This window comes from Salegentibacter salinarum, assembly GCF_900168115.1.
Lineage (GTDB): Bacteria > Bacteroidota > Bacteroidia > Flavobacteriales > Flavobacteriaceae > Salegentibacter > Salegentibacter salinarum.
Genome location: NZ_FUZC01000008.1, coordinates 13,980 through 28,948, shown reverse-complemented (window position 1 = coordinate 28,948; position 14,969 = coordinate 13,980). Strand labels below are relative to the sequence as shown.

The 14,969-nt window shown below is 38.3% G+C and carries 9 protein-coding genes and 1 pseudogene; 3 read left to right on the top strand and 7 right to left on the bottom strand.

The annotated features are described in order from the left end of the window. Nucleotides 1-22 precede the first annotated feature (22 nt). The 5 genes and pseudogenes from B5X53_RS10925 to B5X53_RS10905 all read right to left on the bottom strand — a co-directional run bounded on the left by B5X53_RS10925 (nucleotide 23) and on the right by B5X53_RS10905 (nucleotide 8,414). Entirely contained in the window at nucleotides 23-1,270 is a 1,248-nt protein-coding gene (locus B5X53_RS10925; protein WP_079713272.1) for an ATP-binding cassette domain-containing protein, read from the bottom strand. Between the two features lie 12 nt (nucleotides 1,271-1,282). Next, complete coding sequence (locus tag B5X53_RS10920) at nucleotides 1,283-3,115, bottom strand: ABC transporter ATP-binding protein (protein WP_079713271.1); 1,833 nt, start codon at nucleotides 3,113-3,115, stop codon at nucleotides 1,283-1,285. A 101-nt stretch (nucleotides 3,116-3,216) separates the two neighbouring features. After that, nucleotides 3,217-3,471: pseudogene (locus B5X53_RS19200) on the bottom strand (DUF4377 domain-containing protein). A 182-nt stretch (nucleotides 3,472-3,653) separates the two neighbouring features. After that, nucleotides 3,654-5,066 carry an amidohydrolase family protein gene (locus tag B5X53_RS10910; protein ID WP_079713270.1) on the bottom strand — a complete coding sequence of 471 codons (1,413 nt, stop codon included), beginning with the start codon at nucleotides 5,064-5,066 and terminating at the stop codon, nucleotides 3,654-3,656. 90 nt (nucleotides 5,067-5,156) lie between these two features. Next, nucleotides 5,157-8,414, bottom strand: a complete 3,258-nt coding sequence (locus B5X53_RS10905) for a S41 family peptidase (RefSeq protein WP_079713269.1) — start codon at nucleotides 8,412-8,414, stop codon at nucleotides 5,157-5,159. Between the two features lie 178 nt (nucleotides 8,415-8,592). Between B5X53_RS10905 and B5X53_RS10900 the strand changes: the two genes are divergently transcribed. Next, nucleotides 8,593-9,159, top strand: a complete 567-nt coding sequence (locus B5X53_RS10900) for an RNA methyltransferase (RefSeq protein WP_079713268.1) — start codon at nucleotides 8,593-8,595, stop codon at nucleotides 9,157-9,159. A gap of 113 nt (nucleotides 9,160-9,272) precedes the next feature. Here the strand turns inward: B5X53_RS10900 and folK are convergent, their stop codons facing one another. Beyond that, nucleotides 9,273-10,403 (bottom strand): 2-amino-4-hydroxy-6-hydroxymethyldihydropteridine diphosphokinase, encoded by a 1,131-nt coding sequence (folK, locus tag B5X53_RS10895; RefSeq protein WP_079713267.1) that lies wholly within the window; start codon nucleotides 10,401-10,403, stop codon nucleotides 9,273-9,275. 106 nt (nucleotides 10,404-10,509) lie between these two features. Between folK and B5X53_RS10890 the strand changes: the two genes are divergently transcribed. Both B5X53_RS10890 and B5X53_RS10885 read left to right on the top strand, forming a co-directional pair. Next, the gene (locus tag B5X53_RS10890) at nucleotides 10,510-11,208 is read left to right on the top strand and encodes a queuosine precursor transporter (protein WP_079713266.1); all 699 of its coding nucleotides are present in this window, start codon (nucleotides 10,510-10,512) and stop codon (nucleotides 11,206-11,208) included. Between the two features lie 45 nt (nucleotides 11,209-11,253). Next, the gene (locus B5X53_RS10885; protein WP_079713395.1) at nucleotides 11,254-13,947 is read left to right on the top strand and encodes an AsmA family protein; all 2,694 of its coding nucleotides are present in this window, start codon (nucleotides 11,254-11,256) and stop codon (nucleotides 13,945-13,947) included. A gap of 142 nt (nucleotides 13,948-14,089) precedes the next feature. On the opposite strand, the gene B5X53_RS10880 is transcribed toward B5X53_RS10885, so the two are convergent. Then, nucleotides 14,090-14,884, bottom strand: coding sequence for a DUF2797 domain-containing protein (locus B5X53_RS10880; RefSeq protein ID WP_079713265.1), 795 nt, complete (start codon nucleotides 14,882-14,884; stop codon nucleotides 14,090-14,092). Between the last annotated feature and the right edge of the window lie 85 nt (nucleotides 14,885-14,969).

Here is a 14,969-nt window from a genome sequence, read left to right as displayed (position 1 = left end):
AGTTATTCAATTTTTTCCACAATTATTCTAAGAGAATTTCCCCTTTCGATCCATTTTTTGAAGGAATTAAGCGGTAAATTGCTTCTGGTTGCAGGCCTTTTTCTTTTCTATGGGAAACAAAAACCACCGCAGTATCGCTTTCTTTGGCGAAAAGATTAATAAGCGAAGTAATTTTCAGTGCGCTTTTATCATCCAGCGAGGTGGTTGGTTCGTCTAAAATAAGCAAAGGTGGATGCTTGATCATTGCCCTGCCAATCAGGATCATTCTTTTTTGAAACTCCGGTAATTCTGTAAAAATTTTATTTGATTTATCTTCTAAATTCAGGGTTTTTAGCCATTCTTTGGCTAACCTGATATCCTTATCACCGGATTTCTGATACAAACCTACACTATCCATCAAACCTGAAATTAACATTTCCAACACCGTATTTCTTCGGTTGAAAAGTTCTGTAAGCGCTGGCGAAAAATAACCGATTTTCTTTTTAATCTCCCAAACGCTTTCGCCGCTGCCTTTTTTATTGGCGAATAAGTATAAATCTACGCCGTAAGCTTTGGGATTATCGCCGTAAACCATAGACAGCAAAGTGGTTTTCCCCGAACCATTGGGCCCGGTTAATTGCCAGAAATCACCTTTTTTAATTTTCCAGCTGATTTTGTTTAAAATCGGTTGATCTTCGTAAGAAACCGAAATGTTTTTCATTTCCACTAAAACTTCCGGAATTCCTTTAAAATTCCGAGGGGCCGGCGGAATAGTTTTTATTGCTGAAATACTGGTTATTGTATGATTTTTCAGAAATTCTGAAACTTCAATAGTTTTTACAATTTTTTCGTTTTCGACATTCAAAATTAAATCTACAAAAGGCATTAAATCCTCTTTTCGATTAAAGATTTGAATGATCACAGTAGTTTCTGAAATATTTCGCAAAGTAGTTTTTAAATCAGCTACCGAAGCTTTATCAAGACTATCATAAGGATTGTCCAAAACCAGAAAATCAGGTTTTTGCTTAAGCAAATACTCCAAAAAAGCTTTTCTTTTTTCTCCACTTGAAAAAGTTCGTAAGGCACGATTTTCATTCGGAATTAAGACTGAATCTCCGTGTTTATAATCTTCTTCTATCAATTGATTTAAAACCGTTTCAGAAAAAAGTAAGCCTTTCTTTCCGCTGAATTCTTTTAATTCCGAGCAATTTTCTCCTTTTAAAAGGTTTTGTATCCATTTTCCTTTTACTGAAAGGTCATTACCAAAAATTGCGTAGTGTTTTAAATTCATACTGAAGATTTCTTATTGATAACCCTGCGCCTGCAAATTGAACAATTCTGCATAAAGCTTATCATTTTTCATCAATTCCTGGTGGGTTCCAATTTCCAGGACAGCGCCATCTTTTAAAACCATAATCCTACCGGCTATTCTTACCGTACTGAAACGGTGCGAAATAATTACCGCAGTTTTTCCTTCGGTTAACTTAATAAACCGGTCGAAAGCTTCGGTTTCGGCCCGGGCATCCAAAGCAGATGTGGGTTCATCTAAAATTAGAACTTCGGCATCTTTCATATATGCTCGGGCAATCGCGATCTTTTGCCATTGCCCGCCTGAAAGGTCTTTTCCCTGTTTAAAACGTTTTCCCAATTGCTGATCGTAACCACGTGGCATTTCAGAAATAACTTCATTTGCCAGACTTTTTTGTGCAGCGCTGTCAATTCGATTTTGATTCTTGATTTCTTCAATTTCACCCATTGCAATATTTTCCCGAAGCGTTAATTCAAACTTTACAAAATCCTGAAATATCACTCCAAAATATTGCTGATATTGCGTTTGAATGTATTCTTTCACCGGGATATCATCGAGTAGAATCTCACCTTCCGTAGGTTCATAAAATCGTAGCAATAATTTAATAAGTGTGGTTTTCCCAGCCCCATTTTCTCCCACAAAAGCCAGTTTTTCTCCTGCTTTTAATTCAAAATTGATATTTCGCACCACCCAGGTTTCAGATTTAGGATATTTAAAACCTACGTTTTTAAATTCAAATCCTTTTCTGATTTTCTTTGGAAGCGGTAGTTTTTCATCCGAAGTTTCATCGGAATATTTAAGGTCCAGAAATTCAAAATAATCCTGAAGATAAAGCGCACTTTCGGTAATTGCGGTAAATCTGGTAAAAAAGCCTTGCAATTTAGACCGAAGTCTGTTAAAAGAACCGGATAGGAAAGTAAGGTCGCCGAGTGTAAAAATTCCGGCCACGGTTCTGAAAACGATTAATAGATAAGCAGCGTAATAAGCTCCTGTACCAATCACGTTAAATACTGAACCCCAACCGGCACGCTGTTTTGCCAGTTTTTTACTCATCAAATAATAAGTGTCGGAAAGGATTTTAAAACGGTTCGCCAGGTAATCTGAAAGTCCGAAAAGCTTTACCTCTTTTGCGGTCACATCACTGGCACCGACGTAGCGCAAATAATCCAGTTCCCGGCGTTCTTGCGTCCAGCTTCTGGCCAGGGAATAACTGGTTCCGCTGAATTTAATTTCATTAATAATTGTTGGAACTACCGAAACGACAAGCAAAATAATCAGCCAGGGTTCAAACGCCACCACTCCGGCCAAAAGGGTGAAAATAACAATCAGATCTTCGGCCTGGGTGAGAATGTTAGACATAAGACCAACCCTACCCGTGGTTTGCTGCCGAGCGCGTTCCAGCTTGTCGTAAAATTCGGAATCTTCTAATTGATCCAAATTTAATTCTGAAGTTTTCTTAATAATTCGCACCGAAGTATCTATGCTATATTGATCGCCCAATAAACCATCAGTTAAACTAATCGCTCGGCTCATTAAATCTGATAAAATTGCCAGGCCAAATTCGGCTGCAACCAATAACCATAACCTGTCCAGGTCTTTTTCTTCGGTATCAATTTGTAAAACTACCTCATCAATAATCAATTTTCCTACGATTAGGATAATTACCGGTAAAACAGCGTTAACGGTCCTTGCCAATACATTTGCGTAAAACAGCAAAGGATTTACTTTCCTGATTTCCTTAAAAAAACGAGGTACAAATTTTAGGGAAGCAAAACTCCCTCGTAAAGTAACTTTATTGGCTTCTAATGACTTTTTGGATCTTGGCAAGAATATTTTTTCTTTGCAAGTTAGCTAAGATTTGAAAAAGATTGTAATAATAAAAAAGAAGAAACCCTGACTAGCAAAGTAAAAATTTAAAGGACTTCAATCTAAGCCTTCTCCTTAGACATTACTCTTTCCAACCGATAAGAAATTGAAGAACCATCCATAGGCGGATTTTTTATTTTCTTCTTTTTTACTTTTAAATGATAAATCTAGCCCGGTTCATAATCAAAACCTTCTATACTGTCTTTGTAAAAGAAAAGGCTACACTCATCTGTACCTATCTGTTCTCCTTCCTGCACCAGCAAGCAGTTCCCTTCACTTTCTCCCAAACATTCTTCGGTATAGCGATTCACCACCATATCTATCACTCTTATATGTCTTCACTAAAGCTAATACTAAGCAAAAACACCATTTCTATAAGTCCATTCTGCATCATAACAATTCATTTCTACCCTTTTAAAGTTAAGTGGTTCTATAATTTACGAACTGGGGATTTCTCTTATTATATTCCAATTTAAGATGGGGAAGAAATACAAACTGACTAATCCAAAGCCTTAGTCCTTTTAATCTCCTGGAGCATATCCCTTAAATCTTCGCGATTAAAAACTTTTCCGCTTTTTACTACCGTAGTGATTGTGTTTAGGTGCTGTAAGTTCTCAAAAGGATTCTTTTCAAGCAGTAAGAGATCTGCAATTTTTCCTTCTTCAACACTACCATATTTATCCTCAAGATCAAGAAACTTGGGCCCATTAATCATAGAACTTTTTAATACCTGTGCATTACTTAATCCGGCTTCAGCTAAAGCATTTAATTCGCCGTGTAAAGATTCGCCCGGATAAACATACGAATTGAACGCCCCACAATCTGAACCTGCTAAAATTTTTACTCCGGAATTTTGCATAGGCTCTATCATCCTATTACTTATTTCTTCCATCTTCTCACGCATTTCACTTCCCGAAGCTTTTGCTCGCTTCGCCCCTTCTATTCTACCCTGATAGGTTTTTTGAATTCCCGGGCCAATATAATTTAGCAAAGAATCCTGCTGATGATCTACTTCCAAAATTTCAGCAAGGGTTTTGCCAATATAAAGTGTGGGTGTTACGAATACATTTTCTTTACTCATTTTTGCGAAAACCTTATCTCCTAATCCCGCGTCATAAGTATCAATTAGCGGTTCTATCATTCCATAGCCAAGGTTGAGTTTTGTAAGACTATCGGCCACAGGGGAACCGGCTTTTAATGGATAATACATATGTTCGGCACCATCAAGTCCAAGCGATACCGCTTTCATAAAATCGGCACTCATCGGCATATGACCGGTAGTCTTTAATCCGCGTTTTTCAGCTGCTTCTATAATTCCGTAATAATTTTCTGCGGAAAGATTTCCGTCATACATTTTCACATAATCTACATCCAGTTTTTCAAGGGAATCAAGCGCAGTCACAATATCACTTGAATCTGAAACTTTTATTGATCCGGGCCAGGCGGGTTGATCACCATCCAATTTGGGACCGGAACTAAAAATTGTAGGACCATCTAATTCTTCTTTAGCAATTTGATCTTTCCACTTTAGCACACTGGGAGTTATATCACCGCCGGCATCTCTTACGGTAGTAATACCGTAAGCTAAAAACAACGGCAATAAATCTTTATTCTCTTGGATCAAAGTATCGCCTCCCCTAAAATGAACATGATTATCCCAAAGTCCCGGCATTACAAATTTCCCTTCGGCATCAAAAAACCAGTCGGCAACAATCTGCTCTTTTTCGATATTTTTTCGCACATCCACAATTTCTCCTTCAGAAATAAATATGGCCTGGTTTTCAATTATACTTTCGCTTTCTACATCCACAATTCTGGCATTGTAAATTACCAGGTCGTAATTTTTAATGTCTTTGCTTTGACAGGAGGAAAGGCTGATCATCACTAAAAGAAAGCAGAAAAATTTATTCATATTAATCAGATTTTAACGACCATTGTTAAGACTAATTTGTCGTTTAAATTATAGGTGAAAAATTATAAAACAGCTTTAATGTAAGATCTCTTAATTACCTTTTTTTGGATATACTGGAGAAGCAACTTCTCCCGGTGGATTTTCCTCCAGTTGTTTTAAAACGATCTCAATGGCTTTTTCCAATTGCGGATCCTTGCCCTCAATCACTTCTTCCGGCCATTGTTCTACCTCAACATCGGGCGCTACTCCTTCATTTTCCACCTTAAAGCCTTCTTCAGTATAAAAAGCTACGTTTGGTGCGGTAACAGAACCTCCGTCTAAAAATTCCGGATAACCCAGGACTCCTACCAGGCCGCCCCAGGTAGTTTTTCCCACGATAGTACCAAGATCGAATTTTCTAAACATCCATGGAAGGTAATCGCCACCTGAACCAGCGGTTTCATCTGTGATCATCACTTTTGGTCCCTGGATGGAAGCGCTTGGAGATTTAAGATCTTTTCCATAGCGGAACCTCCAGTGTGCCTGCTCTGGTTTTTTAAGTATATCTATCACATAATCGGCCAACTGGCCTCCTCCATTGAAGCGTTCATCAACAATGATAGCCTGTTTATTTGCTTGCGGAAAGAAATAACGTTTAAAATATTCATGTCCCGCAGTGGCGGTATTAGGCACATAAACATAAGCTACCTTACCATCGGTCGCTTCATGTACTTTTTCAATATTTCCTTCAACCCAATCCCGATTTCTCAGAGCCCCTTCATTTTCTATCGGGGTTACTTTCACTTTTCGCGAGTTCTTCATATTGGAATTAGGACCCACGGTAAGCATCACTATTTTGCCTGCAGTGTTTTCAAAGAATTTATAAATATTATCCTCAGCCTTTAATTCTTTTCCATTTACCTCCAGGATATAATCGCCCTCCTGCACATCAACACCCGGCTCGGTAAGCGGAGATCTCAGATTAGGGTTCCAGTTAAGTCCGCCATATATCTTTTTAAACCGGTACCTGTTATTTTCAATACTATAATCAGCTCCAAGAAGTCCACCTTTTACAGATTCTTTAGAATGGAGTCTATCCCCTCTACTTGAAAACCGGTGATGTCCCACACCAAGCTCGCTAAACATCCATTCCATCACCCGGTAGAGATCGCCTCGGGAAGTTACATCTCCTATAAAAGGTTTATATTTTTCTTTCATTTCATCCCAATCCACTCCGTGCATTCCAGGGTCGTAAAAATAATCTCTGTTAACCCTCCAGGCTTCATTAAATATATTTGGCCATTCTGCGATAGGATCAATTTTCACCTGGATGTCTTCGGTATTAAGAGGGTGCTTTTCCTCGATCTTTTCTATTTCAGCTATTCCCCATTTATCTTCCGCCTTATAAAGTATCATCTTAGCATTTGCCGAAATCTCATAAGCCGTGGCCGGCATTATTTCCTTATTCTCCCTTTCCTTAAGATCATACATATTGAGAGTTCCCTTGTCTTGTTCGTGGGGAGGAAAGGAAAGATAATACAGGTTTCCTTCTTTTGGTGAGCTTAAAGAGGCATATTTCCCGGCAGGCACCGGCACATCAACAATTCTGCTTTCTATCCCAGAAAAATCAATTTTAAGATCAGGCGCTTTGATTTCCTTGTCTTCTTCTTCAGCTTTTTTCTTTTTCTCCTCTTCCTTCTCTGCCTGCTCTATCTTCTCCACATCGTTTTCTCTTGCAAATGGAGATTCAACATCTTTTTGTAAAGTAACCAGGTAAATAGAACTGGTCATTTCCATATCCTGGTTAGATTGGTCAAACCAGTTCACAACGGGACCCGCATCTGTAGAAGCAAGCATGTACAGGTATTTACCGCTAGGATCAAACACGGGGCTGGAAACGCTGGAAAATCCATCTGAAATAGGATAGGACTCGTTTTCAGAAAGCGAATATACATAGGCCTGTTCAAAACTTGTTTCCGTTACTACCGTGTAACTTATCCAACTGGAATCGTGAGACCAACTGCCAAACAGGTCCCGGAAAACCCCGGGCATGTAGCGTTTGTCTTGAGCAACTTTTGTAACCCGGCCAGAATCTGTATTGAGTACATAAAGATTACGGCCGTTATCTACAAAACTAATTTTCTTACTATCCGGAGACCACTTTGGATAGGCATAAAAACCGGTACCATCCAGTTCAAATTTCTGCGGTTGCTTTTCGTCACTTTGATCGTGGACGTGAAGCGCATATTCTCCACTTTCATCACTAAAATAGGCTATGAATTTCCCATTTGGGGACCACACAGGATCTTGTTCATGAATACCCGGTGTTGCGGTCACATTCACAACATCCCCTTTATCACCTGGTAAAGTTACTATTTCCCCTCTAAAATCCATTACTACTCTTGCCCCTGTTGGAGAGATCGAAGCACTGCGTATATACTCATCACCTTTTACAAAACGTGGCCGTAACTCAAGCAGATCTGTCGCGATGCCTATTTGAAGTCTGCTGGCGTTATTATTGGTTGGATTAAAGGTATGCAGATAGCCTGCCTGTTCAAATATGATTTCATTATCCCCCGCAGAAAGATCTAATACCGGAAAATCTTCATAATTGGTATGTTGGGCAACCTCTGCAGAATTCATATCATAACTATATAAATTGAATTCCCCATTCCTGTCACTTCTAAAGTAAATTTTATCTCCCAACCATTGGGGTCTGGTATCGTTGCTACCACTTTCAGGCTTTGGAATTTCAGTTACAGAATGATCGTTGGTATCATAGATCCAGATTCGGGAAGCCGTCCCACCCCGATAGTATTTCCACTGGTTAAAAACTTCGTATAAGGGAGTATAAGCAATGTATCTTCCATCATCGGAATAATCAGCCCAAAAGGCATTTGGAATATCCAGTTGCTTAACCTGGCCACCACTCACGGATACTTCAAAAAGTTCCATATACCTATTAGTAAAAACACTGCGTTGGGAAGCAAAAAGAACGGCAGAACCATCTGGTGTAAAACCTCGAACTTGGTCGCTCCCGGGGTGCCAGCTAAGCCGCTCAGGTACTCCACCATCAGCGGAAACAACATATACATCGGTATTCCCATCATATTCAGCGTTAAAAGCTATTAAACTTCCGTCAGGAGAAAACACGGGATTAGATTCAATTCCGTCATCTACCGTAAGGCGTTTTGGAAAGGAACCGTCCTTATTAGCTACCCAAAGATCTTCGGCATAAATAAAAGCGATTTGAGAATCGCTTATTGCCGGTTTTGAAAGTAAACGGGTATCTTTCTTGTTAATATCCTGGGCTGAAAGTGTAAAAGACACTAACAAAAAGATAAGCAGGGAGGGAGCTTTGTATATCATTATCGAAGATTATATTTTCATTTACTAATATAAAACTAATATGTAAATAACCTACAGCACCCTAATGTTCATAAAAGGGTTTTCTGGCTACCAAACCGTTCTTCTCTTCCTCCCAACTGCAAGCATGTTTTCAAACTTAAATTATCATATCCCTTGCATTCTTACTAATTTTGCCACTATGAAAAACCGAAAATTAAAAAACAGTGAGCTAGAACGTAAGTCAATTGAAGAATTTAAGGAAGCTGAAAAAACACCTATTATAGTGGTTCTGGACAATATTAGGAGTCTGAATAATATTGGTTCGGTTTTTCGCAGTGCCGATGCATTTCTAATTGAAAAAATTTACCTCTGCGGAATTACAGCCCAGCCACCTCATAAAGATATTCAAAAAACAGCTTTGGGCGCCACAGAAACCGTAGCCTGGGAATATGTTGAAAATACATTGGATGTGGTTGAAAAACTACAAAAAGAACAAACAAAAGTCTTCACTATAGAGCAGGCAGAAGGTTCGGTAATGCTGAATGATTTTAAAGCCCAGGTAGGAGAAAAAATTGCCGTGGTTTTTGGCAACGAAGTAAAAGGCGTTCAACAAAAGGTGGTTTCGGCCAGTGATGGCATTATCGAAATCCCACAATTAGGGACTAAACATTCTCTGAATATTTCAGTAAGTGTGGGAGTTGTTCTCTGGGATTTATTTTCAAAAATTTCCCAAAATAACAGAGAGCAATCTTATATGAGCCATTAAATTTTGCTCTAAAGTTTTCTCAAACTTTCTCCTATCATTTATTTAAGTTAAAAGATACCTACAAGGTTTTGCAACCTTGCAGGAAAATTATTTCCTGTTGGGTTAGGGGAATTTTAATGGGCTTTAATCTCCTCCAAGATTGCCAGATAATCGGCGCGGTTGTTTACAAAGTCTTTACCTGAAATATCTATAATCTGAACCCTCATACTGGTTTGAGTCTTGATGAAATTCAAATAGCTTTTATTGATTTCCACTAAATAATCGGGCTGAATATTTTGCTCGTAATCACGTCCGCGGGCTTTGATGTTTTCCAGCAACCTTTCGGTATTTTGGTAGAGATAAATATATAGATCCGGCTTTACCAGTTCTTTATACATTAAATGAAAAAGCTTGTGGTATAAAGCATATTCATCTTCATGCAAGGTGATTTTCGCAAAAATAAGCGATTTAAATACATCGTAATCTGAGATTACAAAATCCTTAAAAAGATCATATTGCGCTAAATCATCTGAAAGTTGTTGGTAGCGATCGGCCAGGAAAGACATTTCTAACGGGAAAGCATAACGCTCTTTATTTTCGTAGAATTTGGGCAAAAAAGGATTGTCTTTAAACCTTTCTAAAATAAGTTTCGCATTAAAATCTTCGGAAACCATCGTTGAAAAACTGGTTTTCCCGGCTCCGATGTTTCCTTCTACCGCGATATAATTCAGTTTATTAAAATTGAACGCTTTTTGCGGAATTTCGAGCTTTTCAGGGATAGCTTTTATTTGCGAATCGTCCTCAACCTGCTTCAGCAATTTTTCAATAGAAATTTTAAAAACGGGATGAATTTCTTTTGCCGCGATATCAACCAGAGGAAGCAACACGAATTTTCGGTTTTGCATTTCGGGATGCGGCACTACCAAATCTTCGGTTTTCAAAGTTTCATTCCCAAAAAGTAAAATATCCAGATCCAGGCTTCGGTTTTGGTAATTCTTTGCATCAGAGCGAACACGGCCGGCTCTGGTTTCAATTTTTAATAATTTCCGAAGAACATTTTCCGCAGAAAATCTTGTAGAAACCGCCACACAGGCATTTAAAAAAGCATGGCCGCTAAAACCCCAGGCAGGGGTTTCATAAACCAGCGAAACCTGTTGTATCTCGCCAATTTCTAAATAAATTTTATGCAATGCGTCTTGCAGAAGCTCAAAGCGGTTGCCCACATTGCTTCCCAGTGCGATATATGCTATTTTTGGGGAATTCAAACTGAATGGAGAAAAATTATTAAAGCTTATCCTGTAAATTTCACAGCAAATTAAGTAAAACAAAATCACATACCCTTAATTTTGGGGGAAGACTTAAAAAATAAATTTGGCGAAACTATTACTGAAAGAGAAACTCACGGCGCAGCGAATCTATTTAATCCTGGCAGGGCTTTTTATTGCCTCTTTAGTAGTTTCTAATTTAATCTTTCAGAAATTTTTTAGTTGGGATTTCTTCGGAATATACACTTTTGAGATTTCTGTAGGAATTTTACCCTATCCGGTTACGTTTTTAATCACCGATATTATAAGTGAAATCTACGGAAAGCAAAAAGCCAACCAGGTTGTGACCACGGGTATTTTTGCCTCGTTCTTTTCTTTATTGATTATCTACACCGCAGATGCAGTGCCCGCCACCGAGTGGTCACCCATTGGGAACGCTTTGTTTACCAAAGTTTTTGGTGCTACTACCATTGCCGTTTTTGCTTCTATGGTCGCCTACCTATTGGCGCAATATATTGATATTCAGTTATTCCATTTTTGGAAAAGGTTGACCAAAGGAAAACATTTATGGCTGCGGAATAACTTTTCTACATTTTTATCACAGTTTGTAGATACGTTTTCGGTCTTGTTTTTGCTCTGTAGTTTTAATAAAATTGAATGGGATTTATTTGGCGGACTATTACTTAGCGGATTTCTGTTTAAAGTAATCGTTGCCGCCTTAGATACGCCCCTGCTCTATGCTTCGGTCTATGCATTTAGAAAACGCTTTAATTTGAAGCAGGGCGAAGAATTAAAATACGATTAGTTTAAAAAAACCAGGTTTCCTGGTTTAAATTAAATAATGCAGAAAATGAAGAAAATATTTAAAATAATTGGTATTGTATTGCTGGTAATTGTTGTAATACTTGTGGCCGCCCCGTTTTTGTTTGAATCACAGATCAAGGATTATGTGCGTAAAACCGCTAATGAAAGCGTAAATGCTGAAGTAGAATTTCGAGATATCAGTCTTAGCTTTTTCAGAAGTTTTCCGCAGGCTACGGTGGTAATTGAAGATTTTAGCGTTATAAACAATGAGCCTTTTAAAGGCGACACGCTTGCGCTTGGGGAAGAATTACAGCTGGAAATGTCTATTAAAGAATTATTTAAAGGTGCAGATGAGCCTAAAGTTCTGGACGATATTAAGATCAATAATACTTTTCTAAATATTAGAGTTGATTCCCTGGGAAATGCCAATTACGATATCGCGGTTGAAGATACTACTACTGTAGCTTCCGACTCGGCTTCTACCGGCTTTAGTTTCGATTTAAAGCATTATGAGATTAATAATTCACGGGTAAAATATATAGATGAAGGTCAGAAACTTTTACTTGATGTAGAGGAATTAAACCACCAGGGAACCGGTGATTTTTCTTTAGCTGAAAGCGAACTGGATACTGAATCTACCGCGCTGGTTTCTTTAGATTACGATGGTGTAAATTACCTAAACCGAAACAACGTTTCGCTTGATGCAGTAATCCAAATGGATTTAGAGAATATGCGCTATACTTTCTTAGAAAACGAAGCTATGGTAAATCAGTTACCACTTACTTTTGAAGGATTTGTACAGGTAAATGAAGACAATAACGAGATAGATCTAAGTTTTAAAACTCCTTCTTCAGATTTTAAAAACTTCCTGGCTGTAATTCCTGAAACTTACGCGAAAAATATTGAAAACGTTGAAACCAATGGAGATTTTATCGTAAACGGAAAAATCCAGGGAATTGTAGATGATAATTATATTCCTAAAATGGATATTAAAGTAAGTTCAAATAACGCCTCCTTTAAATATCCCGATCTTCCAAAAAGTGTAGAAGACATTAATATAGATCTTCAGATTTTAAATGAAACCGGAATTTTAGAAGACACCTATCTTACTTTTGATAATGTTACCTTCAGAATAGACCAGGATAGATTTGCCACCAATGGAAGCGTAAAAAACCTGATGGGTAATATGCTGGTAGATATGGCACTTAACGGCACCCTGAATCTTGCCAACCTCGAACAGGCTTATCCGTTAGAACTAGAGCAAGACCTCAACGGGATTCTCACTGCCGATGTCACCACTCAATTTGATATGAATTCTATTGAAAACGAACAATATCAAAATGTAAAAAGTAGCGGTACGGCCAGCATTAAAAATTTCAGTTATAAGTCGCCAGAAATTCCTAACGAGGTAAAAATCGCTAATGCTACAATGAATTTTAATCAGGGTAACGTTCGCGTTCCGGAATTAAAGCTTACTACTGGTCAAACCGATCTTACCGCCTCCGGTAACATTGAAAACCTGATGGGCTTTTTATTTACCGAACAGAATTTAAAAGGAAATTTTAATGTAAATTCTAATGTTTTCGCCGTTAACGATTTTATGATCGCTCAAGCCGAAACTGAATCTGAAAACGAAACCAATTCAGAAGAAACTCCGGGAGAAATTCCTAATCCTGGTACCAACGAAGCGGTAAAAATTCCTTCATTTTTAGATACTGAACTTGCGTTTAATGTAAACACGGTGATCTATGATAACCTGGAACTTAAAAACGCTAAGGGTACTATTATTCTACGCGATGAAACCGCTACGTTAAAAAATATTACCACCAATATTTTTGGCGGAAATATCGCGCTGGCAGGAAATGTTTCTACTAAAGGAGCAACACCAACTTTTGATATGGACCTGGCGCTAAATGCGCTAAACATCGCAGAATCTTTTAATGGATTAGAGATGCTCCAGGGCCTCGCACCGGTAGCCCAGGCTTTACAGGGTAAATTACAGACCAGCCTTAAGTTAAACGGAAATTTAAATAACGATCTTACTCCGCAGCTATCCACCCTTGCCGGTAATGCGCTTGCAGAAATTCTTACGGCAGAAGTAAATCCTGAGAAACTAGCTTTGCTTTCTCGTTTAGACGAGCAATTGGAATTTATAAATTTAAAAGATATTGATCTGGATAAACTTAAAACCCGTCTAACATTTAATGACGGGATGGTGCAAATTGAACCTTTCAATTTTGATGTAAAAGGCGTAAATGTTGAAGTTTCCGGCGGACACGGATTTGATATGAATATGAATTATAACCTGAGCCTGGATGTGCCTGCAAGAATGCTGGGTAGCCAGGTGGGCAATGCACTTAGCAGATTAAGCGGGGACGAACTGCAAAATATGATGTTAGCACTTCCTATTGGCTTAAAAGGAACTTTTCAAAGTCCGCAGATAAATATCAATATGGAGCAGGCGGTTAGCAATCTTACCCAGAAAATTGTAGCCAAACAAAAAGAAAACCTACAGGAACGCGGTCAGGATGCGATTAGAGATATTATTAATAAGCAAACCGGCAGAAACCAACAGCAGGAAACCGATACTACCGTGGTAGAAGATTCTACGCAAACCGAAACTCCAAAAACTGATCAGACTCCGAAAAGTCAGGAAGAAGAAGTTAAGGATGCGGCGAGAAATATTTTAGGTGGAATTCTGAAAAACAGAACTCAGAAAAAAGATACGACCGGCAATTAAAAATTAAACCCTCACAGATTCCTGAAGTTACTGGAAATCTGTGAGGGTTTTTATTTATTATCAGGAGCAACTTATAAGCATGCTAAATGGCCGGAACGGACGGGCAGGTTCAGCATGACGTTCTTTCAAAAGATTTAATCAATTATTTCACGCCTAATTCCACTACAAAACCTTCGTGGGCCCGGACGTTAAAAACGGTACCGTCTTCAAAAATTAAATATTGTCCTTTAATTCCTTTTAAAACCCCTTCGTAGAATGGGTTTTTGCTTAAATTCAGGGTTTTTATTTTCTTTGGAAATTCCAGAACGGGAAATTCAATTTCTAATTCTTTTCTATCGCCCAGATAATATTCTTTGGCTTCTTCAGGAATAAAATCTTTGAGTTTATCCCGCTCTTCAGCAAGATTCAGATCCAAAACTTCATTGGTCAACATTTTCCGCCAATTGGTTTTATCTGAAACATGACTTTTCAAAGCCACTTCAGTTATTCCGGCGAGATATCTATTGGGAACTTCTACAATTTCAATTGCTTCGTGAGCTCCCTGATCTATCCAACGCGTAGGAATTTGCGTCTTTCGGGTTACACCCACCTTTACATTACTGGAATTTGCCAGGTAAACTACATGAGGTTGTAATTGCGCTTCTTTTTCAAAATCCAGGTCACGATCTTCTTCATCTAAATGTGCTTTACTAAGTTCGGGACTCATAATCCAATCTCCGGCCTGCGGAATGGAAGTAAAACAATCGTAACAATATCCCTGACGGAAAATTTTCTTCTGCAATCCACAATTCAAACACTGAAATCGAAGAAAATTAAGGCTTATTTTCTTCCCAAGAATCTGGTTCATATTAATAAAATCATCCTCAAAAATGAGGTAATATTGCACCTTATCGGTGATCTCGGTTCTCATTTTTCTAAAGACCCCTTCGTATCTCATCTTTTTTTCCCTATTTTTAACCGAAGTTGATTTGTAAGCTTCGCAGTTTAAATTAATTTTAGCCAGCCAACCAGCTGAAGCATTG

Excerpts from the sequence above, each read along its gene's own strand:
- B5X53_RS10900 (WP_079713268.1), top strand. The coding sequence starts at position 8,593 with ATGAAAAACCGAAAATTAAAAAACAGTGAGCTAGAACGTAAGTCAATT.
- B5X53_RS10910 (WP_079713270.1), bottom strand. The coding sequence starts at position 5,066 with ATGAATAAATTTTTCTGCTTTCTTTTAGTGATGATCAGCCTTTCCTCC.
- B5X53_RS10880 (WP_079713265.1), bottom strand. The coding sequence starts at position 14,884 with ATGAGATACGAAGGGGTCTTTAGAAAAATGAGAACCGAGATCACCGAT.
- B5X53_RS10885 (WP_079713395.1), top strand. The coding sequence starts at position 11,254 with ATGAAGAAAATATTTAAAATAATTGGTATTGTATTGCTGGTAATTGTT.
- B5X53_RS10905 (WP_079713269.1), bottom strand. The coding sequence starts at position 8,414 with ATGATATACAAAGCTCCCTCCCTGCTTATCTTTTTGTTAGTGTCTTTT.
- B5X53_RS10925 (WP_079713272.1), bottom strand. The coding sequence starts at position 1,270 with ATGAATTTAAAACACTACGCAATTTTTGGTAATGACCTTTCAGTAAAA.